Genomic DNA, 22,619 nt, shown 5'->3' on the forward strand with positions numbered 1-22,619 from the left:
GTGGGCCGCACCAGGATCGACACCTCACATCTGGGCGATCTCGCGGACCTCGATCGTGTACTCCGGAAGCAGCATCGCGTGCTTCAGCACGGCCTCCCGGTTCGGCGCGGTGACCAGGTAGAAGCCGCCGAGCTGCTCGGCGGTCTCGGCGAAGGGGCCCTCGGTGACCTCCGCGTCGTCGCCGGACCGCCGCAGGGTGACGGCGGTGGTCACCGACTGGAGCGCCTCGCTGGCCAGGAACGTCACGCCGAAGTCGGCGGCCTGGTCGTCGTAGTCGCCGTGCTGCCGGTAGTACTCGGCCTTCGTCGCCTCGTCGGCACCGTCCCAGTCGCCCTCGGTGGCGTAGAGGAGGACGACGAACGTCTGCGTGCTCATGCGTCGTGCACCACGACCGGGCGCAGCTCGATGCCGCCGCCGTCGGTCAGCAGGTGCTCGCCGGCGAGCCGCGCCAGCCCCTGGGCGTCGTCGGTCTCGATGACGTAGTAGCCGCCGAGGTGCTCGGCCAGCTCGACGTACGGACCCTCGGTGATGGTCAGGTCGCCACCCTCGGGGCGCTGGACCGTGACGGCCTTCTTCGAGAGTCCCAGCTCGTCGCCGCCGAGGATGCGGTAGCCGCGCTCCTCGCACGCCGTGGAGAACGCGTCGTGCTCGCCCATCACGCGTTCCTGGACCTCCGGCGACGCGTTCTCCCAGAAGTCCTCGTCGCCCCAGAGCAGGAGTGTCCACCGGTCGGTCATGTCGTCATCTCCCTCATGCGTCCACTGTGCCTGTCGGGGTGATGACGCGCGAGGGTCTGGTGAATCGACAGCCCTTGACGGGCAAGTGGCTACTTGCCTATACAGGACGTATGGCAGCCGACGTCTTCAAGGCGATCGCCGACGCCACGCGCCGCGCGATCCTCGACGAGCTCCAGGAGCGCGACGGGCAGTCGCTGTTCGAGCTGTGCACGCGGCTGACCATGCGACACGGCCTGGGATCGACCCGGCAGGCCGTCTCGCAGCACCTGGAGGTGCTCGAGGAGGCCGGCCTGGTCACCGTCCGACGCGAGGGCCGCTACAAGTTCCACCACCTCGACACCGGCCCGCTGCGGCAGATCGCCACGCGGTGGCCGGTTCCCGACGAAGGAGAGTCCCCATGATCCGCATCACCGTGACCAGCGTGTTCGTCGACGACCAGCGCAAGGCCCTCGACTTCTACACCGACGTCCTCGGGTTCGTCGTGAAGAACGACATCCCCCTCGGCGGCGACGACCGGTGGCTCACGGTCGTCTCGCCGGCCGCCCCGGACGGCGTCGAGCTCCTCCTCGAGCCCAGCGGGCATCCCGCGGTCGGCCCCTACAAGGCGGCGCTGGTCGAGGACGGCATCCCCGCCACCTCGTTCGGGGTCGACGACGTGCAGGCGGAGTTCGAGCGGCTGACCGCGCTGGGCGTGCGGTTCGTGCAGCCGCCGACGGACATGGGCCCCGTCATCGTCGCGGTGCTCGACGACACCTGCGGCAACCTCATCCAGCTCGCCCAGATGACGGCTTAGAGACCGTCCGGGGGAGCGATCGACTCGCGGATCTCGGCGACCTCGCCCGTCCCGCGGATGAGCTCGCCGACGAGCAGGGCCAGCCCGTCGACGTCGTCGGTCGCAATCCGGTAAAAGCCCGCGAGGACCTCGGTCGGCTCCGCGAAGGGGCCGTCCGTCACGGACGTCCGGCCGTCCCGCAGGCGCACCACCCGGGAGACCGAGTGATGGAGCTCGGCGCTGTCGTGGATGACGTGCCCGCCGTCGGCGCAGGCGCGTCCGAACGCCTCGTGCACCTGGTGCCCGGGGACGCGGTCGGGGGCGTCGTCGCCGTGCCAGACCGTCTGGTCGCCGTACAGGGCCACGATGTACTCGGTGGTCATGGTCGTCCTCTCGTGCTCGTCGTCGGTCGGTCGTGGCCATGACGCACGCCGTCCCCACCGATCGACAGAGTCGCACGTCGATGCTTCGGTGGACCGATGCGAACAGCGGTGGTGACAGGCGGCGGGACAGGCATCGGACGCGCGGTGGCGCGCAGGCTGGTGGCCGACGGGGATGACGTGGTGATCGTCGGGCGGCGCCGGGAGGTCCTCGAGGAGACCGCCGCGGGGGTGATGCGGGTCGAGGTCGCAGACCTCCGGGACCCGGGCGAGGTGGCCGCGCTCGCGGAGCGGCTGGGTGCGGTCGACGTGCTGGTGCTCAACGCGGGCGGGTCGCTGGAGCCTCGGGACGGCAGCCTGGAGGCGAAGGCCGACCTGTGGGTCGACGAGTTCCGGCTGAACGTCCTCACCACGGTCCTGCTGGGTGAGGCGCTGCTGCCCGCCATGCCGCGGCCGGGTGGGCGGATCATCGCGATGAGCTCGGTGGCCGCCTTGCGCGGCGCCGGGTCGTACGGCGCAGCCAAGGCCGCAATCAACTCGTGGGTCACCGGGATCGCGGCCCGGGTGGCCTCCGACGGGATCGCCGTCAATGCCGTCGCGCCCGGGTTCGTGCCCGATACGGAGTTCTGGGCGGGCCGGCTCGACGACGCCGAGTACGCGCGTCGGCTGGCGCGCGTGCCGATGGGGCGGCCGGGGACCGTCGAGGAGGTCGCCGCAGCGGTCGCCTACCTGGCGTCGCCGGACGGCGGGTGGACGACGGGGCAGGTGCTCGGCGTGCACGGCGGCGCGGTGCTCGCGCGGCTCTGAGTATCGCTAGGGGTTGTCAAAGATAGATCGACGATATATCTTTAGGTCGTCCGGTCGAGATCGCACGACCTCCCGGATCCGCGGAGCTCCGCGGCCCCATCGTCAAGGAGACATCCCATGCGACACCCACACCACCCCTTCGTCAGCACCCCCTCCGACCCGACCGCCGAGCGCGGCCGCACCCGCCGCCGTCGCGGCGACTTCCCCGACGCCCCCTACGAGGAGGGCTTCGACCCGCGCCGCGGCGGCCCTCGCGGAGCGTTCCCACACGAGCACCACGAGCACGAGGGGCACCGCGGCCCGCGGGGCTTCGGCGGTCCGGGCTTCGGCGGTCCCGGTTTCGGCCCTGGCGGCCGTGGCCGCGGTCCGGGGCGCCGCGCCGGACGGGGTGACATCCGCGCCGCGATCCTGCTGCTTCTCGCCGAGGAGCCGATGCACGGCTACCAGCTGATCCAGCAGATCGGCGAGCGGTCGGGCGGCACCTGGCGGCCGAGCCCCGGCGCCATCTACCCGGCGCTCAACCTGCTGGAGGACGAGGGCCTTATCGCCATCACCTCCGAGTCGGGCCGCAAGATGGCCACGCTCACCGAGGCGGGCGGCACCTACGTCACCCAGAACGCCGACCAGCTGGGCAGCCCGTGGGAGGACGCCGCGAGCCGGCCGACCTCGCCGGGTCGCGCGCTGCGCGGAGCGCTCGAGGCGCTCGGGGCGGCGGCCCACCAGGTCGCCCGTACCGGCACCGACCAGCAGGCGACGAAGGCCCTCGAGGTCCTCGACCGCGCCCGACGTGACCTGTACCTGATCCTGGCGGGCGACCCGACGCCGGAGCCCTGACGCACGTGACGCACCACTGACGAGGCACCCCGCGGCACGCGCTGCGGGGTGCCTCGCTGCGTCCACACATGTGAGAATCTCCAGCCATGATCGAGGTCGACCACGTCCGCCGGTGGGCGCTCGCGCTGCCTGAGACCGCCGAGAAGCCGCACGTCCACCTGGTCGGGTTCCGCGTCGCGGACGTGGGCTTCGCGGCCGTCGACGAGCGTCGCGGGGTCACGCTGCTGAACGTCGACCCCTCGCTCGAACGGTCCGAGGCGGGCATCGGACCGCTGACCAGGGGATCCACCCCCATCGGTGTCGAGGTCGATTGCGCTGTGGCCGACCCTGCCCTGGTGGAGCGGCTGGTCGCCGAGGCGTGGAGGTTCCGGGCTCCGGCGGTCGTCGCCGACGCGCACCCGTACGTCGGCGCCCCGTCCGGGGGTGCGCTGCCGAAGGCGATCGGGATCGCCGCGACCCGAGCACTCCGCCATGCCGGGTTCGCCACGTGGGATGCCGTGCGGGCCGCCGACCTCGACGCCCTGCTCGACCTGCACGGCGTCGGCCCGAGGGCCGTCCGGATCCTGCGGGAGCGGCTGGGCGAGACGGACTGACGCGGGCTACAGCGGCATCGCGAACCGGGCATGCACGCCCGGCGAGTACAGCACCGAGTCCGGCGGCCGTGACGCCACGCCAGGCAGCCCGCCGGCCGCGACGAGCTCGTCGTCCAGCGACACCAGACTCGCCCGCCGCAGCGGCCAGGGCTCGTGCTCGTTGGGCACGAACCGCGTCCGCCCCCGCAGCACCGTGTGCATGCCCCAGCGCGCGGTGAGGAAGTCGGCCAGCGGGTCGCCGACGACGGTCTCCGACGTCGGCCGGACCACCGTGTGCGTCGACGGACGCGACCCCGTGAGCCGGGTCGACCGGTAGTCGATGGCGGCTCCGGACCGTCGGATCGACATCCGCGCCCACTGGTACGGCACGTTCATGACGGTCCGCGCGCCTAGCACGGTCACCACGCGCGACGCCTCCAGCGACCGGAACAGCACCCCGCGCCTGCCCTCGTCGTCGACCGTGTAGAGCCGGACGTTGATCTCGGGGAAGTCGCCGATGTACGGCAGGGCCGGTCCGGGGACGATCGTGAAACGCGCCATCTGGAACGCGATGAGCCCCACCCAGGAGGAGCCGTCGTGCTCGTCGGGACGCGTACCCGCAGGCAGGAGCGGCGCGACGCGGTCGGACGGCACCCGCCAGTGCAGAAAGCTGACCCGCAACCAGTCCTGCGACAGGATCGCGCGCCCACGCAGCGGAGGCGCGACGCTCTGGATGGGATCCACCCGGCCACCGTAGGCGGGACCCGAACTCGTCGCCTGCGGCCGAGCTCGTGTGTGGCAACACGCGAGTTCGGCGCCGACCGACGCGTTCGGCGACGGCCGTCCGGTCAGCGTGCGACGAGGTGTGCGTCGGGTTCGGCGGGGGTCGGCTCGCCTGACCGCGAGCGCAGCAGCGTCACGCCGAGGACCAGGAGTGCCAGGTACCAGACCGAGTAGGTCGTCGTGCCGATCGTCGTCAGGGTGTCGTCGGCGAGCCAGCCGGCCGGGATCAGCGTCACCGTCCACGCGACGGCGAGGACGGCCAGCGTGCGGCGCAGCCAGGCGGGGGCGACGTCGGCGGCGCGCCACGCGAGGAGCGCGAGGCCGACTGCCCACACGCCCTGGAGCAGCCAGCCGAGGTGCTCGCCGAGCGCCCCGCCCGCGTAGGCGTTGATCAGCTCATAGGTCGCGGCGGTGGCCTCCGTGCTCGCGGGGGACGCGGACGGGTCGAGGTAGCGGTCGGCCAGGCCGGGTACGACGAGCGGCCAGCGGATCCAGCCGAGGGTCTGGATGACCGGGGCCAGCACGCCGAACGCGGTGACGGTGAGAAGTGCCGCGTCGGTGCCCCGGCTGCGGGCGAGCAGCAGGTGGAGCGCGATGACGCCGGGGACGAGGACGAGGCTGCTGGCCATCTGCATGAGGAAGAGCGTCTGGACGGTCCCGGCGATCTCGGCGAACGCGGGCAGCACCTCGGCGGCGGGGGCGTCGAGGATCTCGGGCCACCCGAACCGCGCGGCCAGGCCGATGCTGGCGACGGCGGCGAGCGTGCCGGAGGCGATGAGGGAGTAGGCGGCGGTGCGGCGGTCGCTGACCATGAGGGCTCCAGACGAGAAACAAGAACACTGTTCTCTGTTGTGTGAACAGTGTTCTCGTGCCCGCGTCCTAAAGTCAAGAACAGTGTTCTCGTTTAGGCTGCGCGGATGGTTGCCACCCGCGAGCGACGTCGTCAGGAGACCACCGACGCGATCCTGCGCTCCGCCCGCACGCACCTCGAGCGCGCCGGCGTCGAGGGGGTCACGCTGCGCGCGGTGGCCCGCGACCTCGACATCGCCGTGTCCGCGCTCTACCGGTACGTCGACGGTCGCGACGACCTGCTCACCGAGCTGCTGGTCGAGGCGTTCACCGAGCACGCCGACGCGGTCGACGCCGCCGTCGACGCGTCGCTCGCGACGGATCCCGACGACCTCGCCGCGGCCGTCACTGCGGGGCTGCGCGCCTACCGGGGGTGGTCGGTGGCGCACCCGGCGCAGTTCGGCCTCGCGTTCGGCGCACCGGTGCCCGGCTACCACGCACCTGCCGACCGCACCGTCGCGGTCGCCGTCCGGCCGGGGAGCCGGATCATGGGACTCTTCGCGACGGCGTACGAGCGCGGTCTGGTCGACGAGGACGTCGTGACCGCGCGGGCGTCGACGCTCGACGACGGCACCGCCGCGGGCTTCGACGCGCTGGCCGCCCGGCAGTCCTACCCGCTGCCCGCCCCCGCGATCGCGCTCGCCGTCGACGCGTTCGTCCGCGTGCACGGGTTCACGGTCATGGAGGTCTTCGGTCAGCTCCGACCGCTGGTGATGCCGGCGGACGCGTACTACGAGGCGCTGCTGCGCGAGATCGTCGCGACGCTCGGCCTGCGCGCCTGACCGTTCAGCCGCGCGAGCTGGGCAGTTTCCGACGAGATCGTGAGCTTCAACTGACGACCTCGTCGGAAACCGCCGAACTCGTCACCTTCGGAGCGCGTCGGTGGTGACGGACGGGCCCGGCCGGAAGGAGGTCAGGTCGCCGGGATCGTGGCCGTGTCGATGACGAAGCGGTAGCGGACGTCGCTGTTGACCACGCGGTCGTAGGCCTTGTCGACGTCGTCGGCCGTGATGGTCTCGATGACCGAGCCGATCCCGTGCTCCGCGCAGAAGTCGAGCATCTCCTGGGTCTCGCGGATGCCGCCGATGTTGGACCCGGACAGGTTCCGACGAGCCGCGGTGAGCGAGAACACGCGGAACGACTGCTTGTTCTCGGGCAGCCCGACGAACACCAGCGACCCCTCGAACCGCAGCAGCGACAGGTACGCGTCCACGTCGATGTCGGCGCCGACGGTGCTGATGATCAGGTCGAACGACCGGCGCAGGTCCCGGAAGGTCTGCCGGTCGCTCGTCGCGTAGTAGTGGTCGGCGCCCAGCGAGAGCCCGTCGGCCTGCTTGGAGAGCGACTGGCTGAGCACGGTGACCTCGGCGCCGAGCGCGTGCGCCAGCTGCACGCCCATGTGCCCGAGCCCGCCCATCCCGACGATCGCGACCTTCGTGCCCGGACCGGCACCCCAGTGCTTCAGGGGCGAGTAGAGGGTGATCCCGGCGCACAGCAGCGGTGCGGCGACGTCGAGCGAGATCCCCTCGGGGATGCGCAGCGCGTAGCTCTCGTCGACCACGATCTGCGTCGAGTACCCGCCGTACGTCGGGGATCCGTCGTAGGCCTTGCTGTTGTAGGTGCCGACGTTCCCGCGGAGGCAGAACTGCTCCTCGCCGGCCAGGCACATCTCGCACTCGCGGCAGGAGTCGACGAAGCACCCGACGCCGGCGCGGTCGCCGACGGCGTGCTTGGTGACGGCCGAACCGACGGCGGAGATGACGCCGGCGATCTCGTGGCCGGGGACCATCGGGAAGATCGCCTTGCCCCACTCCTCGCGTGCCTGGTGGATGTCGGAGTGGCAGATGCCGGCGTAGGCGATGTCGATCAGGACGTCGTGCTCGCCGAGCTCGCGGCGCTCGACGGTGCCGCGCTCGAACGGGGCGCCCGCGGAGGGGGTGAGCAGGGCGGGGACGGTCAGGGACACGGGTGACTCCTCGAGGACGTGCGGGTGGCTGGTCCCATCATGCGCCAGGGCCGATCGAACGTGCCTGTCGTGCTCACGCGTCCTGCGCGAGCCCGACCGTGTGGCCGTCGACGTCGGTCAGGGTGGCGATGATCCGGCCGCCGCCCACGGCGGTCGAGTCCTGGACGACCGTGGCGCCGGCCGCGACCAGCGCGTCCCGCGTGGCCGCGAGGTCCTCGACGTGCCAGTAGTAGACCAGTCCCGCGCTCACGTCACCGTTCGGGTTGAGCCCGAAGTGCTGGCCGGCGACCTCGAAGCCGACGTAGTACGGCGCGTCGTGCGCCGGCTCGACGCCGAGCAGCCGCGTGTAGAACGCCTTCGACGCGGCGAGGTCGCTCACCGGGACCACTACGGTCTTGATGCCGTCGGTCATCGCGTGCTCCTCATCTCGTGGGCTTCCCACGCTACTCACCGGGACCTGGGGAGGACCGGGACGTCAGCCGCGCGGCTGAGGCGGTGGGGACCTGGGAGAGGCGACGATGACGCCATGACGACGACCGCGCTCCCGACGGGGCAGTCCACCCGCCCGGTCGCGACCGTCCCGGACTGGCGCCCGTGGGTCACTCCTGCCGTCTTCGCGCTGATCGTCGGGGCCTTCCTCGTGATCACGCCCGCGTTCAGCAGCGACTGGCCGGGGGCCCAGACCTGGATGGTCGCGGCTCCGAGGATCGTCACGGTCGCCGCCGGGGTGAGCGTCGCAACCGGGGTGCTCCTCGCGCGGTGGTCGCCGGTCTGGGCGACGGTGCTGACGGTGGCTCCGTGGGTGATGGTGCCGTTCACCGGGTGGTTCGTGTGGGGCTGGTGGCTGGGGACCATCGCGGTGACCGTCGTCGCAGCGCTCGACGGGCTGCGGCGGGCGGTCGTGCCGTACGTCGCAGCCGTGACGATCGCCGTCTGGTACTGCGGTTCCGGAATGGAGGCGATGCTCCCGATCGGGCTGGTGAACGCGGGGACTGGCGGTGGCGAACATTTCCTGTGGCCCGTCTTCATCGTGTACGTCGTCATGATCAGCGCGGCGGTCGGCATCTCGGCCGCCATCGGCGCCGGGCGACGGGCGAGCGCCCGGCACATCGCGGCCCAGGTGACGGAGCAGCACGCCCTCGAGGTCGAGTCGCTGGCCGGGGAGCGGGCCCGGCTCGCACGGGACCTGCACGACGTCGTCGCCCATCACGTGTCGCTGGTCGCGGTCCGCGCGGAGTCGGCGCCCTTCCTGCACCCGGACCTGAACGAGAACGCCCGGGCGGTGCTGGCGGACATCGCTGCGGACGCCCGCGAGGCGCTGACCGAGCTGCGGCAGGTGCTCGTCGTGCTGCAGCGCACGTCCGACGAGAGCGAGCGCGCGCCGCAGCCGACGGCGTGCGACGTCGACGACCTGGTGGCGGGCGCAGTCGCGGCGGGTCAGCCGATCGAGGTCGAGGGCGCGTGGCGCGACGTCTCGCCCGCCACCGGGTACGTCCTGTACCGGGCGGTCCAGGAAGGGCTGACCAATGCGCGCCGGCACGCGGCGGCGAGCCTGACCACCGTCAGCCGGTCGCAGTCCGACACGACGGTCGGCTTCCGGATGGCCAACGCGGCCCAAGGAGCGGCCGAGCCGGGGCGCGGCCTGATCGGCATGCGCGAACGCGTCGAGGCGCTGGGTGGCACCATGACGGCCGTGGTCGTCGACGGAGAGTTCGTGCTGGACGTCGTGGTGCCCGCATGACCCGCGTCGTGGTCGCCGACGACCAGCCTGTCGTCCTGCAGGGGTTCGCCGCGATCATCGGCGCGGCGCCGGACCTCGAGGTGGTCGGTGCGGCCGCCGACGGGCGCGCCCTCCTCGGTCTCGTGGCGCAGCACCAGCCGGACGTCGCGGTGGTCGACGTGCGGATGCCGGTGCTCGACGGCATCGCGGCGACAGCCCGGATCAGCGCGGAGCACCCGTCGACCCGCGTCCTGATCCTCACCACGTTCGACCTGGACGAGTACGTGTACGACGCCCTGCGTGCCGGGGCCAGCGGGTTCCTGCTCAAGGACGTCACGGCGGACCGGCTGGTCGAGGCGGTGCGGATGGTCGCGGAGGGCTCGATGCTGCTGGGCCCGACGGTCACCCGGCGGCTGGTCGAGGACTTCACGACGCGTGCGCCGGCGCCCGTGCCCGCCAAGGGCGTCGCGGACCTGACGCCCCGCGAGCTCGAGATCCTGCGGGCGGTGGCGCGAGGCCTGTCGAACGCGGAGATCGGTGCCGAGCTCTGGATCGCCGAGCCGACCGTGAAGTCCCACGTCTCGGAGGCGCTGCGCAAGACGGGCTGCCGCGACCGGGTGCAGCTGGTGATCGCGGCCTACGAGTCGGGGCTCGTCGGCTCCTGACGGCGCCGGCCGACGTACAGCAGGTGCCCGGCGGTGGAGAGCACGCCCCGGTCCGTCGCCGTCGCGACGAGCCGGTCGAGCAGGCGGGTGTACGCCGCCGGGTACTCGACCCGCAACGCCTCGAACCCGTCCTCGACGCCCGTGAGGAACCCGTGCGTGGACGCGAGCGACACGGTCGAGAACCCGTGCGACTCGAAGAACGGTGCGACGGCGGCCGGCTCGACGCCGTACACGTGCGTGAACCGGTCGGGGACGGCGTTCTCGAGCACGCCGTCGTCGAGCAGGCGGTCCACGAAGGTGGGGTCGGCCAGCTGCCAGCGCTCGTCGGCGAGGGAGAGGACCCGGCGCAGGGACACGTACCGCGGCATGAGGGCCACGGCGACCAGACCTCCGGGTCGGGTGACACGCGCGAGCTCCTGGGCGGCGAGAGCGCGGTCGGTCGCGGTCGTCAGGTGGTACATGGGGCCGAGGCTGAGGACCGCGTCGAACGTGTCGTCGCCCCAGCGGGACAGGTCCCGGGCGTCGATCTCGACGACCTCACGGACGGTGCCGGCGGGCAGCGAGGACTCGGCGATGGCCAGCAGCTCGGGGGAGAGGTCCGCCAGGGTCACGTCCCAGCCGAGCTCGGCCAACCACACCGAGTAGGGCCCGGTGCCACCGCCCAGGTCGAGCGCGCGACCAGGAGCGCCCAGGTGGGGTTCCAGGAGCCGGGTGGTCAGCACGCGCTCGAGGAGCCCTTCCGCGGAGAGCAGCCGGTCGCGCTCGTGCTGGCTCTTCGCGGCGTAGTAGGCCCGGACGGCCGAGGGGTCCATCAGGACCGTCGCACCAGCGCGAGGACGCCCCAGCCGAGGTACGGGCGCTGGTTCGTGACGTACTCCAGGGGCGCGGTCGACAGCTCGTGCCGCAGGGACGGTGCCAGCTCGTCGTCGGGGTGCTCGTCCAGGAACCGGCGCAGGTTCAGCCACTGCGCGGCCACGTACCGGTCCCAGCTGTGCTCGTCGGCCAGCACCATCTCGACCAGGTCCCACCCGGCGTCCCGCGTCTGCCCCACCAGGCCGGGCAGCGTCAGGAAGTCACCGATCGCCCGAGCCGCCTCGGGTGGGTCCGCCCGCCAGAACGGCTCACCGACGAGCGCGATCCCGCCCGGCTTCAGCGACCGGCCCAGCAGGTCGAGCGTGCCGACGACCCCGTCGCCGATCCACGTCGCGCCGACGCAGGAGGCCACGTCGACAGGCCCGTCCGCGACGTAACCGGAGGCGTCACCCTGCACGAAGGTCACGTCGACGCCGAGCTCCGCCGCGCGCTCGCGGGCCGCCGCGACGAACACCGTGCTGAGGTCGACGCCGGTGCCGACGGTGCCGTGGTCCCGCGCCCACGTGCACAGCAGCTCGCCCTTGCCGCACGCCAGGTCGAGCAGGGTGGTGCCGGGCGTCAGGTGCAGCGCTTGGCCCAGGGTGGCCAGCTGGTCGTCCGTGAACGGGTCGAGGATCCTATGGCTGGTCTCGCGGATCGTGTGGTGGCGGGGGAGGTCCATGAGCCGGACGTTACGACCGGCTCCTTCGCCGGGCGAGCGGATATGACCCGCGCCCGCCGTATCACCGCCCCGAGCGAGTCCCTCGTTCTCGGTGACAGGACCGACGACGAAGGGGGACGACGATGTCGTACGGCATCGGCACCGAGTGGATCAACGCGTACAACAACCTCAACGTGCTGACCCACGAGCACGAGGACGCAGGCGGGTTCTACGACGAGCTCCGCGTGCACGACGGCGCGACCGGCAAGTTCAACTGGGGCGACGGCAACGCGTTCGAGGACGACTTCAAGGCGAACGCCCGCGGCGGGCACGCGGACCAGTGGGTGGAGCAGGCCGACATCGTCTACTTCACCGGCCACGGGAGCCCGAGCGGCTTCTACTTCCGCAGCGACGTGCCGGACGACTCCCAGGTGCGGGGCGACTTCACCTCGACGTCGGCCGGCAACGACGGCGACCTGCGTCTGGGCCACGGTGACCTGGAGTGGCTGGGCCTGGAGGTCTGCAACACCCTGCAGATGGACGCGTTCCAGCAGGGCGCCAACCGCGACGTCTTCGACCGGTGGGCCGACGCGTTCGAAGGTCTGCACGCGCTGCTGAGCTTCACGACGACCAGCCTCGACCTGGCCAACCCCGGGCGGGCGTTCGCGTCCGCGCTGGACGGCCGCTGGCTGACGGCCATGTACGGCATCCCCGAGTTCCTGGTCGGCCGCCGCCCGATGCGCGTGGTCGACGCGTGGTTCTGGATGGCTCAGTTCACGCAGCCCGACTGGGTGGAGTCGGCGGTGCTCTACGCCAACAGCTCCGGCACCAACACCGGTGCGGACTTCCTGCACGGCCACGGCTTCGTCAGCTCCGACCCGCAGCGCGGCGGCTCCTGGTTCTCCTGGACCTGGATCCCGCACGCCTGCTGAGCGCCCGCACACTCCCGGAAGGAACAGTCATGACCACGATCTCGGTCGCCCGCGTGCGACCCGCTGCCCTGGACGACGACCGCCTCCGTGCGCTCGCCGAGACGTACCGCATCGACGGCGACGTCGTGCGCACCGAGGAGGCGTTCGCCCTCGTCGGCACAGAGGCCACCCTCGTGCACGGCGGACCGGGCAACCGGCTCGCCGGCGTCACCACCCTGGTGGACACGGTCCGCGGCATCGCCGCCGCCGACCCCGAGAAGGACCATCCCGAGCCGCTCCCCGCGGAGAAGGCGCTCGGGATGACCGCCGAGCTCACCGAACGGTTCGGGCTGGGCCCGGCGGTCGCGCGGTTCGACGGCGTGCGGCTCGAGTCGAGCATCGACGCGACCGTCGTCCACGCCGTGCGGTTCGACGGCAAGGAACGGACGCGGTTCGCGGCGAAGACCGATGTGCGCGGCCGCGTGACGCTCGACGGCATCCCGGTGACGGGTCCGCGGGCGGGCGTGAGCGCGACGTTCCTCGACGACGACCGGCCGCTGCGTCTGATGGCGACGACGTGGGACGCGGTCGAGCTGGACCACGAGGCGGAGCTCGTCGAGGAGGGCGAGGTGATCGAGCGGGTGCTCGAGGCCGCGCGTCACCGCAAGGAGCGTCGGGGTACCCACCTCGAGGTCGCCTCGTCGGTGCTGGCCTACTGGGCCGCTCCGTACGGGGGCGGCGCCGACCTCCTGGAGCCCAGCTGGTTCATCGAGCTGGCGCACCCGGCCGACGAGTACGGGAACGACGGCCCGAAGCAGATGGTCCGGGTCAGCGCCACCCGCTGAGGGACCGGACGGCCTGCGCCCGGGGGGGAGCGCAGGCCGTCCGGCCGTCGGTCACATGTCGCGGTAGCGCACGGCCTTCGCCAGCGCGGCGCGCAGCCCGTCGGCGTCGAACCGCTGCACGTAGGCCGCGGTGTCGCGCTGGTAGCGCCAGCCCTCCGCCAGCGGGCCGACGTCGACCGTGTCGAAGCCCAGCTCGTCGATGAGCTCGGCCACCGCGGCGCGAGCCTCGTCGGAGTCGCCGGCGACGGCGAGCGCGCGACGGTCCGGGGTTCCGGCCGGTACGCCCTGCGTGGCGAGGTCGCCGGACGCGATGTGGTTGAACGCCTTGACCACGTGCGACTCGGGCAGGTGGGTCTGCAGGAGCTCCGAGACGGTGGTCGACTCGTCGTCCAGGGCGGGGATCTGGCCGTCGCGCTGGGGGTAGTAGTTGTTCGTGTCGATGACGACCTTGCCGGCCAGGGGCTCGACGGGGACGTCCTTGACGTTCTTGGTGGGGATGGTCACGACGACCACGTCACCCGCCGCGGCGGCCTCCGCGGAGGTCCCGGCCCGTGCGCTGTCACCCAGCTGCTGCACCAGGTCGACCAGGGTCTCCGGGCCGCGGGAGTTGCTGACGACGACGTCGTAGCCCTGCGCGATGGCGAGCTGGGCGAGGGCGCCGCCGATGTGGCCGGCTCCGATGAATCCGATGGTGGTCATGGGTCACGCAACCTCCGCGGCCCGACGGGTGTTCCCCGGTAGCCTCGGCAGGTGACCCGGTCCGCCCCGCACGCGTGGCACGGCTCGCCGACGCCGGGTGCGCCGACGGTCGTGGTCGGTGTGGTCCCGCGGCAGTCACCCGTGGTCGTGCGCGCTGCGGCCGACCTCGCCCGCGCCCTCGGGGCCGCGCTGGTCTGCGTGTGGTCCGACCCCGCCCGCACGTTCGTCGCCCGGGAGCCGGACGGGACGCTCGTGACCACCCCGCTCGACCCGGACCACGTCGACAGCCGCGAGGGCGACGGCGTCGCCGAGACCGCGATGGCGGAGGAGCTCGGCAGGAACCTCGAAGGGTTCGACGTCGCCTGGCGGTTCGTCTACGCGGTCGGGGAGGCGTCGCGCGCCCTGGCCCGCGTGGGACGCGAGGAGGGTGCGGCGATGATCGTCATCGGCAGCCGCCGACCCGGGCTGGGCGGGTGGATGAACCACCTGATCGGCGGCTCGACCGCCGGACACCTCGCGCACACCCAGCCGCTGCCGGTCACGATCGTGCCCCAGGCCCCCGAAGAGGTCGCGTGACCCGTCCGCCGCACCTCGACCTGCGCCTCGTCGCGGTCGTCGCGGTCGGGGGAGCGGTCGGGACCGCGGCGCGCTGGGCGGTGGCTGAGACCGTGGGGGCGTCGCCGTCGGGGTGGCCGACCGCGACCTTCGTCGTCAACCTGCTCGGGTCGTTCCTGCTCGGTGCCCTGCTGGAGGCGCTCCTGCGATCGGGCTCGGAGTCGCGACGAGGGCGTCTCGTCCGGCTCGGCGCGGGCACCGGTGTGCTGGGCGGGTTCACCACGTTCAGCAGCCTGGCCCTCGAGATGGAGCGGCTGATCGCGGCCGGCCAGGTGACGATGAGCCTGCTGTACGGGGTGCTCAGCGTGGTACTCGGACTGCTGGCGTGCATCGCCGGCGTCGTGCTCGCGTCGCGGCGCCACAGCTGGCGGCACGACCGATGACGATCCTGCTCATCGCCGTCCTCGGCGGGGTCGGCGCTGCCGCGCGGTTCGTCGTCGACGGCTCCGTGCGCGCACGGTGGACCCGTGTGTTCCCGCTGGCCACCCTCGTGGTGAACGTGACGGGCTCGTTCCTCATCGGGCTGCTCGACGGCGCCCACCTCTACCACGGCCTCGGCCCGACGTGGCTGGCGGTCGCCGCGACCGGGTTCTGCGGCGGGTACACGACGTTCTCGACCGCGATGGTGGAGACGGTCCGCCTGGTCCAGGCCGGGGAGGTCCGCCGCGCGACCGTGAACGCCGTCGGCTCCGTCGTCCTCTGTCTCGGCGCTGCAGCGCTGGGCGTCGCGGTGATGGCGCTCTAGCGCACGATCGTGCTATTAGTTGGGTATGAGCAAGGGTGATGCCACGCGGCAGGCGGTGATCGGCCAGGCGGTCGAGATCGCCGGGCGCCTCGGCGTCGCCGGTCTGACCATCGGCACGCTCGCCACCGCGACGGGCATGTCCAAGAGCGGTCTCTATGCGCACTTCCGCTCCAAAGAGGCGCTCCAGCTCGCGGTCCTGGGCAGCGCGCGCGAGAGCTTCGTCGCCCAGGTGATCCGGCCAGCACTGGCCGCTCCCCGCGGTGAGCAGCGGGTCCGCACCCTGTTCGAGGCGTGGCTCGCCACCTCGTCCTCCGGTGCTGCGGGCTGCTTGTTCGTGTCCGCGGCCACCGAGTTCGACGACCAGCCGGGCCCGGTCCGCGACCAGCTGGTCCGCGACCACTGGGACCTGGCCGACTCCCTCGCGCAGATGTACCGCTCCGGCGCCAAGGACGGGGCGTTCCGCGACGACCTGTCGCCCGAGCAGTTCGCGCACGACCTGCACGGCCTGATGCTGGCCCACTTCCACGCGTTCCGGCTGCTGCACGACCCGGCCGCCGAGGCCCACACCCGGTACACCTTCGAGCGGCTCCTGCAGTCGCTCCTGCGCTGATCCCTCTGGAGGAACCTGCCGTGACCGCTCCATCGACCGAAAAAAGCACGACCGTTCGTACGCAGCTCCCGCCGATCCCGCCACTCGTCCGGTCCGCCGTCGGGGCTGCGGACCGCATCGCCCCGGAGCTGGTGGCCCGCGGGGCGCTGCGCCTGTGGTGCACGCCCGCCCGGGCGAAGGACCGGCAGGGCATCCCCGGGGGCACCGCCTTCCGCACCGGGCCGATCGTCGGCCAGATCTGGGGCGACGGCCCGACCGTCTACCTGGTGCACGGCTGGGGCGGCCACCGCGGGCAGCTGCGGTCGCTCGTCGAGCCCCTCGTCGACGCCGGCCTGAGGGTCGTCGCGTACGACGCGCCGGCGCACGGCGACTCAGGCCCGGGCGCTCTCGGGGGCCGACGGACGACCCTCGTGGAGATGATGTCCGCGCTCGACACCGTCATCGACGCGCACGGGCCTGCCCGCGCCGTCGTCGGTCACTCGATGGGCGCCGCTGCGAGCGCGCTGGCTGTCCTGGACGGCACCCCCACGGAGCGCCTGGTGCTGGTCACCCCGCTGGCGGACCCGACCACCTACATCGAGGGCTTCGCGCACGCCCTCGGCTTCAGCGAGCGGACCCGGCACCGGTTCGAGGTCCGCATGCAGGTGCTCGCGGAGCGGCGCCTGGCTGATCTCGACGTCCCGCTGCGGGTGGCCAACACGCGACTGACGCTGCCGGCCACGCTGGTGCTGAGCGACCGGGACGACAAGGAGGCCGACCACGCCGACGGTGCCCGCATCGCACGCGCCTGGCCGGGGGCGGAGCTGGTGGTCAGCGAAGGGCTCGGGCACCGGCGGATCCTGCGCGACGAGGAGACGATCAAGCGGATCGTCGCGCACGCCGCCAGTTAGCTGTCACAGCCGCAGACGAGGTTGCGCTCGAGCACCTGGTCGCCGAGCTCCGGCTGCGCCCAGGCCTCGGCCTCGGCGCGGTCGGCGAACGACCGCGGCGCCAGGCGACCGTTGCTCATCATCACGACGGCTTCGGTCTGCTCGCGCGGGTCGGTCCAGGTGGTCTCGCTGCTCACTCTGGGATCAACCACCGCCGGGTGCCGGTTTACTCCCGTCGTCACATCGACGCGCCCGCACTCACTCGCCGTGGGTGCGGGCGCGCGTCCGTCGTGCAGCCCAGACGCCCGCGCCGACGAGAGCGACGGCGGCGCCGCCGAGCACCGACGCGGCCGGGAGCGTGAGCGCGAGGACCACGCAACCCACCAGCCCGAGCACCGCCACCCACCGCGGTGGGCGGCCTTCGTCGGCCCGCAGGCGTAGCGCGCTGGCGTTGGTGAGCGCGTAGTAGGTGAGGACGCCGAACGACGAGAACCCGATCGCGCCGCGCACGTCCAGGGTGGCGACGAGCACGATCACGACGGCCGCGACCGCCAGCTCTGCGCGGTACGGCACCGCGTGCCGAGGGTGGACGGCCGCGAGGAACGGCGGCAATTCCCGCTCGCGCGCCATCGCCAACGTGGTGCGCGATACCCCGAGCAGCAGCGCCAGCAGGGCACCGAGCGACGCGACGGCCGCCCCGACCTGCACCACCGGGCTCAGCCCCGCCAGGGACCCTGCCTCGACCACGGCGCGCAGCGGGGCCGTGGTCGCGGCGAGCCCGTCGGCGCCCACTGCGAGCAGCGCGCTGAGGCCCACGACGAGGTAGACGACCAGCACGATGCCGAGCGCGATCGGGATCGCCCGCGGGATCGTGCGACGCGGATCGACCACCTCCTCGCCCAGCGTCGCGATCCGCGCATAGCCGGCGAACGCGAAGAACAGCAGCCCGGCGGACTGGAGCACGCCGCCGAGGTCCATGCCCGAGAGGTTCTCCGCCGACGCGGTGCCGCCCGCCAGCGCCGCGACGACGACCACGGCGAGGGTCGCCAGCGTGAGGACGACGATCACCCGGCTCACCCGCGTCGACCGCTGGACGCCGCGGTAGCTCAGCGCGGAGATCGCCACCACCGCGAGGACCCCCACCAGCCGGGCGTGCCCGGGCGCGGCGTAGCTGGCGAACGTGAGCGCCATCGCCGCGCAGCTTGCCGTCTTGCCGACGACGAACGACCAGCCCGCCTGGAACCCCCAGAACGGTCCGAGCCGCCGCCGCGCGTACACGTAGGTCCCCCCGGACTCCGGGTACAGCGCCGCCAACCGAGCCGACGACGTCGCGTTGCAGAACGCGACGACTGCGGCGATCCCGAGCCCGATCAGCAGACCCGACCCGGCGGCCTGCGCCGCGGGCGAGAACACCGCGAACACTCCGGCGCCGAGCATCGCGCCGAGCCCGACGACCACCGCATCGGTGACGCCGAGCCGTCGGACGAGGGTGGTCACACGCTGACGGGCGCCACGCCCAGCTCGTCGAGCAGCGCGAGGACCCGGCCGCGGATCTCGTCGCGGATCGGGCGCACCGACTCGATGCCCTGACCCGCGGGGTCCTCGAGCACCCAGTCCTCGTACCGCTTGCCGGGGAAGTACGGGCACGCGTCGCCGCAGCCCATGGTCACGACGACGTCGGACGCCTGCACGGCCTCGGTGGTGAGGACCTTCGGCTGCTCCGCGCGGATGTCGATTCCCACCTCCGCCATGGCATCGACGGCGACCGCGTTGACCTTGTCCGCCGGCATCGAGCCGGCCGAGCGGACCTCGACCGCCCCGCCGGACAGTGCGGCGAGGAACCCGGCCGCCATCTGGGACCTCCCCGCGTTGTGGACGCAGACGAACAGGACGCTGGGCGTGGTCATGACACTCCTGGGTTGTCGGACGAGAGAGGGACATCGAGAGAGACGAGCAGATCGCGGACGCGGGCGTCGATGTCGGTGCGGATCGCCGCGACGCCCTCCGGCGAGGCGAGCGCCGGGTTGCCGACCGCCCAGTCCTCGTAGCGGATGCCGGGGTAGACCGGGCAGACATCGCCGCAGCCCATGGTCACCACGACGTCGGCGGCGCGGACGGCGTCGTCGGTGAGCGGCTTGGGGAAGCCGTCGGCGCCCAGGGCGTCGAGCTCTGGCTGGACGTGAGCGTGGACGGCGGCGGCGGGCGCTGAGCCCGCCGACCGGGCCAGGACCGCGTCGCCCGCGTACCGCTGGAGCAGGGCGGCCGCCAGCTGCGAGCGGCCGGCGTTGGCGACGCAGACGAACAGCACGCGAGGGACCGCGGCACCACCCTCGATGCGGACCAGGTCGTCGAGGCGCTGCCGGGCGAACCGTTCCGTGAGGGCGGTCGACCGGGAACCCGCGGTCCGGGCGAGGGCGGTCGAGGAGTCGCGGACCACGTCCCGCACCCGGGCGGCGTCGATCGTCGGGAAGCGCGGGGCGAGCGCGCGGGCGACGCGGTCGAGGGCGTCGTCGAGGTCCTCCGGGACCGGAGCTCGCGGTGCGTCCGCGTCTACGGTCGAGGGTGCGAACGACTCGAGGAGCGCACGGACCGCTCCGCGGTGCTCGTCGGCCAGGCGGTACCAGACCCAGGTGCCGCGGCGCTCGGCCGTGACCAGGCCCGCGTCCCGGAGCACCTTGAGGTGGTGGGAGACGGTCGGCTGCGACGCCGCCGTGAGCTCGCTGACGTCCTCCACGCACGCCTCGCCTGCGGGGCTGGCCGCGATGAGCGACAGCGCGCGCAACCGCAGAGGGTCGGCGAGGGCCTTGAGTGCTCGGGACACCTGCTCCGCGGCGGGGGCGCTCATGGCGTTCGCCGCAGTGGTCATCTGGCTATATTGATTGATTTCGATGCAGCGGTCAATCGGCAGTCAGCGCGGCGTCCTGCTCGTCGGCGTGCGCCACGTGCCGCAGCTGGTGCCAGATGAGCACGACGAAGATCGCCGACCCGACGAACGCGAACCAGAACGGCGCCGTCACGCCGTACCGCTGCGCGAGCAGGCCGCCGATCGCGGCGCCGACCACCAGCCCGCCGTACACCCCCACCAGGTTCACGCTCCCGACCCGCCCCTGCAGCTGCGTCGGCACCGCCCGCTGCCGGATGGTCACCGACGTCGTCCCCCACACGAACGCGTGGGCGCCGAACACGAAGAACACGAGCAGCGCGAACCACGCGGTCGTCGTCAGCGCGAGCGCCAGGTGGGTGAGGGTCTCGATGATCAACCCGATCCGCATGAGGTTCGCCAGGCTGACCCGGCGGGTGATCCAGCCGTAGGACAGGGTGCCGACGAGTCCACCGAGGGCGGAGACGGTCGTGATGATCCCGAACCCGATCGCCCCCAGCCCCAGCTGGTCCCGCGCGTAGAGCACCAGCACGGACCAGGCGGCTCCGAACGTCACGTTGAAGATGAGGATCGTCAGCACGAGCGTGCGCACCGCAGCGTGGTGGCGCACCCAGCGGACGCCTTCGGCGATGTCGTGGCGGATGTGCGTCGTGTGCTTCTCGGCCCGGTCGGCAGGAAGCACCACGCGGGAGATCAGCACGGCCCCCGCGGCGACCAGAACCGCCTCCGCTGCGAACGGCCACGCCTGCCCGACGGCGAACAGGAACGCCCCCAACGGCGGGCCGACGAGCTGGTTGACCGTGACGAACCCGGCCATGATCCGGCTGTTCGCCAGCGCCAGGTCGTCACGCTGCACCAGCATCGGCACCAGCGTGCTCGACGCGTTGTCGGCGAACGTCTCGGCGGTGCCCAGCAGGAACATGGCGACGAGGACGAGCCAGATGGTCGCGACGTCGACCGCGACCGCGGTCGCGAGCAGCAGCAGCACGAGGGTCCGCAACGAGTCGACGACGATGACGAGCCGTCGGCGGTCCAGCCGGTCCGTCACCGCCCCGGCCCACAGTCCGAACAGCAGCGGGGGCAGCCACTGGAGCAGCGCCGCCAGAGCGACCAGGAACGCGTCGTCCGTCCGCGACGCCACCAGCAGCGGGCCGGCCGCGAGCACGATCCCGTCGCCGAGGTTCGAGCTCCACGACGAGGCCAGCAGCCACCGGAACGAGGTGCCCAGCCTGCGCGGGACGACGGTGTCGACGATCCGGCTCACGAGGGCTAGACGCTAGTCCGTCGGGCGGGACGGGTCATACCCGATTGTCTGCCGCGTCGCGGTACCAGACGACGAACGCCTCGCCCGGTTCCCCGGTGCGACGACGGAACGCCGACCGCGGCAGGCGCGCGCGATCAGAGCGAGGAGAAGCCCCCGTCCGACGCGATCGTCTGGCCGGTCACCCAGTCGGCCTCGTCGCTGAGGAGCCAGGCGATCAGCTTGGCCGTGTCGGCCGGGGCGCTCCACCGGCCGCCGGGGCTGTGCGCGCTGAGGGCAGCACGCGCTGCCTCGTCGGCGTAGCCGGTGTCGTTCGGGCCGGGGTTCACGCAGTTGACCGTGATGCCGCGGGGCATCAGGTGCACCGCGAGGCTCGCCGTGAGCTCGTGCAGGGCCGCCTTCGACGCGATGTACGGCAGCTCGCCTGGCATCGCCCCCCGGTACTGGCCGGACGTGAAGACGACGACGCGCCCGCCAGGTCCGTCGACATGGCGCGCGGCGAACGCCTGCACGAGCAGCAGCGTGGCGCGGGTGTTCACCGCGTAGGACAGGTCGATCTCGGTGGCGGTGAGCTGCTCCAGGTTCTGCCCGGAGCTGCGCGCGTGGTTGGCGACCACGGCGTCCAGCCGGCCGAACGCGGCGTGCGCGGCGTCGACGAGCGCGTGCGGCGCTGCCGGGTCGGCGAGGTCCATCGACACGTGCTCGACGGTTCCGCCCGCCGCGCGCAGCTCGCCGACGAGGGCGTCGACTCCTCCCTCGTCGGCACCCCACGGCTGCTCGGCGTCGTGCGGGGACCAGGAGTGCAGGAGCACCGTGGCGCCGTCCGCGACCAGGCGGCGGGCGACCCCGGCGCCGATCGCGATCCGTCGGCTGGCGCCGGTGACGAGGACGACGCGTCCATCAAGTGCGGGCAAGGCGGACCTCCGGGGCTTGGGGGGCGTCACTCTGCCAGCGACGGGCGGCCTGGTCATCGGTTTTCGTTCGGTACTGGTCGGACCCGTGAGCGCTCGGTCGGAAGGGCCCTCCTCGGCATCGGACGCGGACCACGGGGTGAGGGAGACGTTCACGGAGGGACGGTGGCACGGCCAGGTCGACCGGGCGCTCGCACGGGTCAGGCCGACGGGTCGAGGAGAGCGTCGAACGGGGCCGTCGCGACCACACCCTCGACAGCGCGGGCGAGCTCGTCGTCGAGCGTCACCAGGAAGTCGCCCTGCAGCCGCGTGAGGGCGACGTACTCGGCGGCGAAGGTGGACTCCCAGCCGAGCTCGTCGGCGATCTTCCACGCCACCTGGCGCAGCACGGCGTCGCCCAGCAGCCGGATCTTCAAGCGGTTCAGCCGCACCAGGCGCTCGCGGGCGACGTCGGCCGAGAGCTCTGCGCGGTGCACGGCCTCGTGCATCGCGGAGAGCGCCTGCGAGCGCAGGAGGGTCGGCGCGAGGAGCTCGTGGGTGTCGGGCAGCCGGGTGTCGGTCGCGGCGAGCCGCAGGGCAGCGCCCGCGTCGACGACGAACTTGGTCATCCCGGCATCGTCGCACCGCGGTACGACACCCCGCTCGGCATGGGATGGCGGCGCGCCCCGGGAGGT

The 22,619-nt window shown here is 72.6% G+C and carries 32 protein-coding genes; 15 read left to right on the forward strand and 17 right to left on the reverse strand.

Annotated elements, in window-relative coordinates:
- Window positions 1–24: 24 nt before the first annotated feature.
- Window positions 25–375, reverse strand: a complete 351-nt coding sequence (locus ASG23_RS12610; RefSeq protein WP_056025359.1) for a YciI family protein — start codon at window positions 373–375, stop codon at window positions 25–27.
- The gene (locus tag ASG23_RS12615; protein WP_056025362.1) at window positions 372–737 is read right to left on the reverse strand and encodes a YciI family protein; all 366 of its coding nucleotides are present in this window, start codon (window positions 735–737) and stop codon (window positions 372–374) included. The genes ASG23_RS12610 and ASG23_RS12615 overlap by 4 nt, the downstream gene beginning before the upstream one ends.
- Before the next feature lie 110 nt (window positions 738–847).
- Between ASG23_RS12615 and ASG23_RS12620 the strand changes: the two genes are divergently transcribed.
- Window positions 848–1,138: an ArsR/SmtB family transcription factor gene (locus ASG23_RS12620; protein WP_056025365.1), complete on the forward strand. Its 291-nt coding sequence runs from the start codon at window positions 848–850 to the stop codon at window positions 1,136–1,138.
- Window positions 1,138–1,530, forward strand: a complete 393-nt coding sequence (locus ASG23_RS12625) for a VOC family protein (protein ID WP_056026274.1) — start codon at window positions 1,138–1,140, stop codon at window positions 1,528–1,530. The genes ASG23_RS12620 and ASG23_RS12625 overlap by 1 nt, the downstream gene beginning before the upstream one ends.
- Here the strand turns inward: ASG23_RS12625 and ASG23_RS12630 are convergent.
- Complete coding sequence (locus tag ASG23_RS12630) at window positions 1,527–1,892, reverse strand: YciI family protein (protein WP_056025368.1); 366 nt, start codon at window positions 1,890–1,892, stop codon at window positions 1,527–1,529. The two genes, ASG23_RS12625 and ASG23_RS12630, sit on opposite strands and share 4 nt — an antisense overlap.
- A 96-nt stretch (window positions 1,893–1,988) precedes the next feature.
- Between ASG23_RS12630 and ASG23_RS12635 the strand changes: the two genes are divergently transcribed.
- The 3 genes from ASG23_RS12635 to ASG23_RS12645 all read left to right on the forward strand — a co-directional run bounded on the left by ASG23_RS12635 (window position 1,989) and on the right by ASG23_RS12645 (window position 4,123).
- Complete coding sequence (locus tag ASG23_RS12635) at window positions 1,989–2,696, forward strand: SDR family NAD(P)-dependent oxidoreductase (RefSeq protein ID WP_056025371.1); 708 nt, start codon at window positions 1,989–1,991, stop codon at window positions 2,694–2,696.
- Between the two features lie 117 nt (window positions 2,697–2,813).
- On the forward strand, window positions 2,814–3,530 hold the full coding sequence (locus ASG23_RS12640; RefSeq protein ID WP_056025374.1) for a PadR family transcriptional regulator: 717 nt from the start codon (window positions 2,814–2,816) through the stop codon (window positions 3,528–3,530).
- A gap of 86 nt (window positions 3,531–3,616) precedes the next feature.
- Entirely contained in the window at window positions 3,617–4,123 is a 507-nt protein-coding gene (locus tag ASG23_RS12645) for a hypothetical protein (protein ID WP_056025377.1), read from the forward strand.
- 6 nt (window positions 4,124–4,129) lie between these two features.
- Here ASG23_RS12645 and ASG23_RS12650 read toward each other — a convergent pair whose 3' ends face one another.
- Window positions 4,130–4,846, reverse strand: a complete 717-nt coding sequence (locus ASG23_RS12650) for a YqjF family protein (RefSeq protein ID WP_200941590.1) — start codon at window positions 4,844–4,846, stop codon at window positions 4,130–4,132.
- A 104-nt stretch (window positions 4,847–4,950) separates the two neighbouring features.
- On the reverse strand, window positions 4,951–5,697 hold the full coding sequence (locus ASG23_RS12655) for a DUF4386 family protein (RefSeq protein WP_056025380.1): 747 nt from the start codon (window positions 5,695–5,697) through the stop codon (window positions 4,951–4,953).
- 105 nt (window positions 5,698–5,802) lie between these two features.
- On the opposite strand from ASG23_RS12655, the gene ASG23_RS12660 reads away from it, so the two are divergent.
- Entirely contained in the window at window positions 5,803–6,516 is a 714-nt protein-coding gene (locus ASG23_RS12660; RefSeq protein WP_056025383.1) for a TetR/AcrR family transcriptional regulator, read from the forward strand.
- 131 nt (window positions 6,517–6,647) lie between these two features.
- On the opposite strand, the gene ASG23_RS12665 is transcribed toward ASG23_RS12660, so the two are convergent.
- Window positions 6,648–7,700: an NAD(P)-dependent alcohol dehydrogenase gene (locus ASG23_RS12665; RefSeq protein ID WP_056025386.1), complete on the reverse strand. Its 1,053-nt coding sequence runs from the start codon at window positions 7,698–7,700 to the stop codon at window positions 6,648–6,650.
- Between the two features lie 73 nt (window positions 7,701–7,773).
- Window positions 7,774–8,112 (reverse strand): VOC family protein, encoded by a 339-nt coding sequence (locus tag ASG23_RS12670; protein ID WP_056025389.1) that lies wholly within the window; start codon window positions 8,110–8,112, stop codon window positions 7,774–7,776.
- Window positions 8,113–8,226: 114 nt separating this feature from the next.
- Between ASG23_RS12670 and ASG23_RS12675 the strand changes: the two genes are divergently transcribed.
- Entirely contained in the window at window positions 8,227–9,441 is a 1,215-nt protein-coding gene (locus tag ASG23_RS12675) for a sensor histidine kinase (protein ID WP_056025392.1), read from the forward strand.
- On the forward strand, window positions 9,438–10,085 hold the full coding sequence (locus ASG23_RS12680; RefSeq protein ID WP_056025395.1) for a response regulator: 648 nt from the start codon (window positions 9,438–9,440) through the stop codon (window positions 10,083–10,085). Before ASG23_RS12675 ends, ASG23_RS12680 begins: the two co-directional genes overlap by 4 nt.
- Here ASG23_RS12680 and ASG23_RS12685 read toward each other — a convergent pair.
- A complete protein-coding gene (locus ASG23_RS12685; protein ID WP_056025398.1) occupies window positions 10,058–10,897 on the reverse strand; it encodes a class I SAM-dependent methyltransferase in 840 nt (279 codons plus the stop codon). The two genes, ASG23_RS12680 and ASG23_RS12685, sit on opposite strands and share 28 nt — an antisense overlap.
- Window positions 10,897–11,619, reverse strand: coding sequence for an SAM-dependent methyltransferase (locus ASG23_RS12690; RefSeq protein WP_056025400.1), 723 nt, complete (start codon window positions 11,617–11,619; stop codon window positions 10,897–10,899). The genes ASG23_RS12685 and ASG23_RS12690 overlap by 1 nt, the downstream gene beginning before the upstream one ends.
- Before the next feature lie 122 nt (window positions 11,620–11,741).
- On the opposite strand from ASG23_RS12690, the gene ASG23_RS12695 reads away from it, so the two are divergent.
- Together ASG23_RS12695 and ASG23_RS12700 are read left to right on the forward strand one after the other, a co-directional pair.
- Entirely contained in the window at window positions 11,742–12,530 is a 789-nt protein-coding gene (locus tag ASG23_RS12695) for a DUF6345 domain-containing protein (RefSeq protein WP_056025402.1), read from the forward strand.
- 29 nt (window positions 12,531–12,559) lie between these two features.
- A complete protein-coding gene (locus ASG23_RS12700; RefSeq protein ID WP_056025405.1) occupies window positions 12,560–13,354 on the forward strand; it encodes a hypothetical protein in 795 nt (264 codons plus the stop codon).
- A 51-nt stretch (window positions 13,355–13,405) separates the two neighbouring features.
- Here ASG23_RS12700 and ASG23_RS12705 read toward each other — a convergent pair whose 3' ends face one another.
- Complete coding sequence (locus tag ASG23_RS12705; protein ID WP_056025408.1) at window positions 13,406–14,053, reverse strand: NADPH-dependent F420 reductase; 648 nt, start codon at window positions 14,051–14,053, stop codon at window positions 13,406–13,408.
- A gap of 51 nt (window positions 14,054–14,104) precedes the next feature.
- Here ASG23_RS12705 and ASG23_RS12710 point away from each other — a divergent pair, with 51 nt between their 5' ends.
- The 5 genes from ASG23_RS12710 to ASG23_RS12730 are packed head-to-tail and all read left to right on the forward strand — an operon-like array spanning window position 14,105 to window position 16,913.
- Window positions 14,105–14,629, forward strand: coding sequence for a universal stress protein (locus tag ASG23_RS12710; RefSeq protein ID WP_056025411.1), 525 nt, complete (start codon window positions 14,105–14,107; stop codon window positions 14,627–14,629).
- Window positions 14,626–15,051 carry a fluoride efflux transporter FluC gene (locus tag ASG23_RS12715; protein WP_056025414.1) on the forward strand — a complete coding sequence of 142 codons (426 nt, stop codon included), beginning with the start codon at window positions 14,626–14,628 and terminating at the stop codon, window positions 15,049–15,051. Before ASG23_RS12710 ends, ASG23_RS12715 begins: the two co-directional genes overlap by 4 nt.
- Window positions 15,048–15,413, forward strand: coding sequence for a fluoride efflux transporter CrcB (gene crcB, locus ASG23_RS12720; protein ID WP_056025417.1), 366 nt, complete (start codon window positions 15,048–15,050; stop codon window positions 15,411–15,413). The genes ASG23_RS12715 and crcB overlap by 4 nt, the downstream gene beginning before the upstream one ends.
- Before the next feature lie 25 nt (window positions 15,414–15,438).
- A complete protein-coding gene (locus ASG23_RS12725) occupies window positions 15,439–16,023 on the forward strand; it encodes a TetR/AcrR family transcriptional regulator (protein WP_056025420.1) in 585 nt (194 codons plus the stop codon).
- A 20-nt stretch (window positions 16,024–16,043) separates the two neighbouring features.
- Entirely contained in the window at window positions 16,044–16,913 is an 870-nt protein-coding gene (locus tag ASG23_RS12730) for an alpha/beta fold hydrolase (RefSeq protein WP_082516150.1), read from the forward strand.
- Here the strand turns inward: ASG23_RS12730 and ASG23_RS12735 are convergent.
- From ASG23_RS12735 to ASG23_RS12765, 7 genes are all read right to left on the reverse strand, one after another.
- Window positions 16,910–17,089: a hypothetical protein gene (locus ASG23_RS12735; RefSeq protein WP_056025427.1), complete on the reverse strand. Its 180-nt coding sequence runs from the start codon at window positions 17,087–17,089 to the stop codon at window positions 16,910–16,912. The two genes, ASG23_RS12730 and ASG23_RS12735, sit on opposite strands and share 4 nt — an antisense overlap.
- Window positions 17,090–17,150: 61 nt before the next feature.
- On the reverse strand, window positions 17,151–18,389 hold the full coding sequence (locus tag ASG23_RS12740; RefSeq protein WP_056025431.1) for an APC family permease: 1,239 nt from the start codon (window positions 18,387–18,389) through the stop codon (window positions 17,151–17,153).
- Window positions 18,386–18,799, reverse strand: a complete 414-nt coding sequence (locus tag ASG23_RS19935) for an arsenate reductase ArsC (protein WP_056025434.1) — start codon at window positions 18,797–18,799, stop codon at window positions 18,386–18,388. Before ASG23_RS19935 ends, ASG23_RS12740 begins: the two co-directional genes overlap by 4 nt.
- A complete protein-coding gene (locus ASG23_RS12750; protein WP_056025437.1) occupies window positions 18,796–19,758 on the reverse strand; it encodes a metalloregulator ArsR/SmtB family transcription factor in 963 nt (320 codons plus the stop codon). Before ASG23_RS12750 ends, ASG23_RS19935 begins: the two co-directional genes overlap by 4 nt.
- 31 nt (window positions 19,759–19,789) lie before the next feature.
- Window positions 19,790–21,037, reverse strand: a complete 1,248-nt coding sequence (locus ASG23_RS12755) for an MFS transporter (RefSeq protein WP_056025440.1) — start codon at window positions 21,035–21,037, stop codon at window positions 19,790–19,792.
- Window positions 21,038–21,171: 134 nt separating this feature from the next.
- Window positions 21,172–21,948, reverse strand: a complete 777-nt coding sequence (locus tag ASG23_RS12760) for an SDR family oxidoreductase (protein WP_056025443.1) — start codon at window positions 21,946–21,948, stop codon at window positions 21,172–21,174.
- A 197-nt stretch (window positions 21,949–22,145) separates the two neighbouring features.
- Window positions 22,146–22,553: a type II toxin-antitoxin system VapC family toxin gene (locus ASG23_RS12765; protein ID WP_056025446.1), complete on the reverse strand. Its 408-nt coding sequence runs from the start codon at window positions 22,551–22,553 to the stop codon at window positions 22,146–22,148.
- Window positions 22,554–22,619 lie beyond the last annotated feature (66 nt).

This window comes from Cellulomonas sp. Leaf395, from assembly GCF_001424125.1.
Taxonomy (GTDB): domain Bacteria; phylum Actinomycetota; class Actinomycetes; order Actinomycetales; family Cellulomonadaceae; genus Cellulomonas.

Bases quoted from the DNA above. Each gene is read 5' to 3' on its own strand.
- ASG23_RS12610 (WP_056025359.1), bottom strand. From the start codon at position 375: ATGAGCACGCAGACGTTCGTCGTCCTCCTCTACGCCACCGAGGGCGAC.
- ASG23_RS12615 (WP_056025362.1), bottom strand. From the start codon at position 737: ATGACCGACCGGTGGACACTCCTGCTCTGGGGCGACGAGGACTTCTGG.
- ASG23_RS12620 (WP_056025365.1), top strand. From the start codon at position 848: ATGGCAGCCGACGTCTTCAAGGCGATCGCCGACGCCACGCGCCGCGCG.
- ASG23_RS12630 (WP_056025368.1), bottom strand. From the start codon at position 1,892: ATGACCACCGAGTACATCGTGGCCCTGTACGGCGACCAGACGGTCTGG.
- ASG23_RS12635 (WP_056025371.1), top strand. From the start codon at position 1,989: ATGCGAACAGCGGTGGTGACAGGCGGCGGGACAGGCATCGGACGCGCG.
- ASG23_RS12640 (WP_056025374.1), top strand. From the start codon at position 2,814: ATGCGACACCCACACCACCCCTTCGTCAGCACCCCCTCCGACCCGACC.
- ASG23_RS12645 (WP_056025377.1), top strand. From the start codon at position 3,617: ATGATCGAGGTCGACCACGTCCGCCGGTGGGCGCTCGCGCTGCCTGAG.
- ASG23_RS12655 (WP_056025380.1), bottom strand. From the start codon at position 5,697: ATGGTCAGCGACCGCCGCACCGCCGCCTACTCCCTCATCGCCTCCGGC.
- ASG23_RS12660 (WP_056025383.1), top strand. From the start codon at position 5,803: ATGGTTGCCACCCGCGAGCGACGTCGTCAGGAGACCACCGACGCGATC.
- ASG23_RS12670 (WP_056025389.1), bottom strand. From the start codon at position 8,112: ATGACCGACGGCATCAAGACCGTAGTGGTCCCGGTGAGCGACCTCGCC.
- ASG23_RS12675 (WP_056025392.1), top strand. From the start codon at position 8,227: ATGACGACGACCGCGCTCCCGACGGGGCAGTCCACCCGCCCGGTCGCG.
- ASG23_RS12680 (WP_056025395.1), top strand. From the start codon at position 9,438: ATGACCCGCGTCGTGGTCGCCGACGACCAGCCTGTCGTCCTGCAGGGG.
- ASG23_RS12685 (WP_056025398.1), bottom strand. From the start codon at position 10,897: ATGGACCCCTCGGCCGTCCGGGCCTACTACGCCGCGAAGAGCCAGCAC.
- ASG23_RS12690 (WP_056025400.1), bottom strand. From the start codon at position 11,619: ATGGACCTCCCCCGCCACCACACGATCCGCGAGACCAGCCATAGGATC.
- ASG23_RS12695 (WP_056025402.1), top strand. From the start codon at position 11,742: ATGTCGTACGGCATCGGCACCGAGTGGATCAACGCGTACAACAACCTC.
- ASG23_RS12700 (WP_056025405.1), top strand. From the start codon at position 12,560: ATGACCACGATCTCGGTCGCCCGCGTGCGACCCGCTGCCCTGGACGAC.
- ASG23_RS12705 (WP_056025408.1), bottom strand. From the start codon at position 14,053: ATGACCACCATCGGATTCATCGGAGCCGGCCACATCGGCGGCGCCCTC.
- crcB (WP_056025417.1), top strand. From the start codon at position 15,048: ATGACGATCCTGCTCATCGCCGTCCTCGGCGGGGTCGGCGCTGCCGCG.
- ASG23_RS12725 (WP_056025420.1), top strand. From the start codon at position 15,439: ATGAGCAAGGGTGATGCCACGCGGCAGGCGGTGATCGGCCAGGCGGTC.
- ASG23_RS19935 (WP_056025434.1), bottom strand. From the start codon at position 18,799: ATGACCACGCCCAGCGTCCTGTTCGTCTGCGTCCACAACGCGGGGAGG.
- ASG23_RS12750 (WP_056025437.1), bottom strand. From the start codon at position 19,758: ATGACCACTGCGGCGAACGCCATGAGCGCCCCCGCCGCGGAGCAGGTG.
- ASG23_RS12765 (WP_056025446.1), bottom strand. From the start codon at position 22,553: ATGACCAAGTTCGTCGTCGACGCGGGCGCTGCCCTGCGGCTCGCCGCG.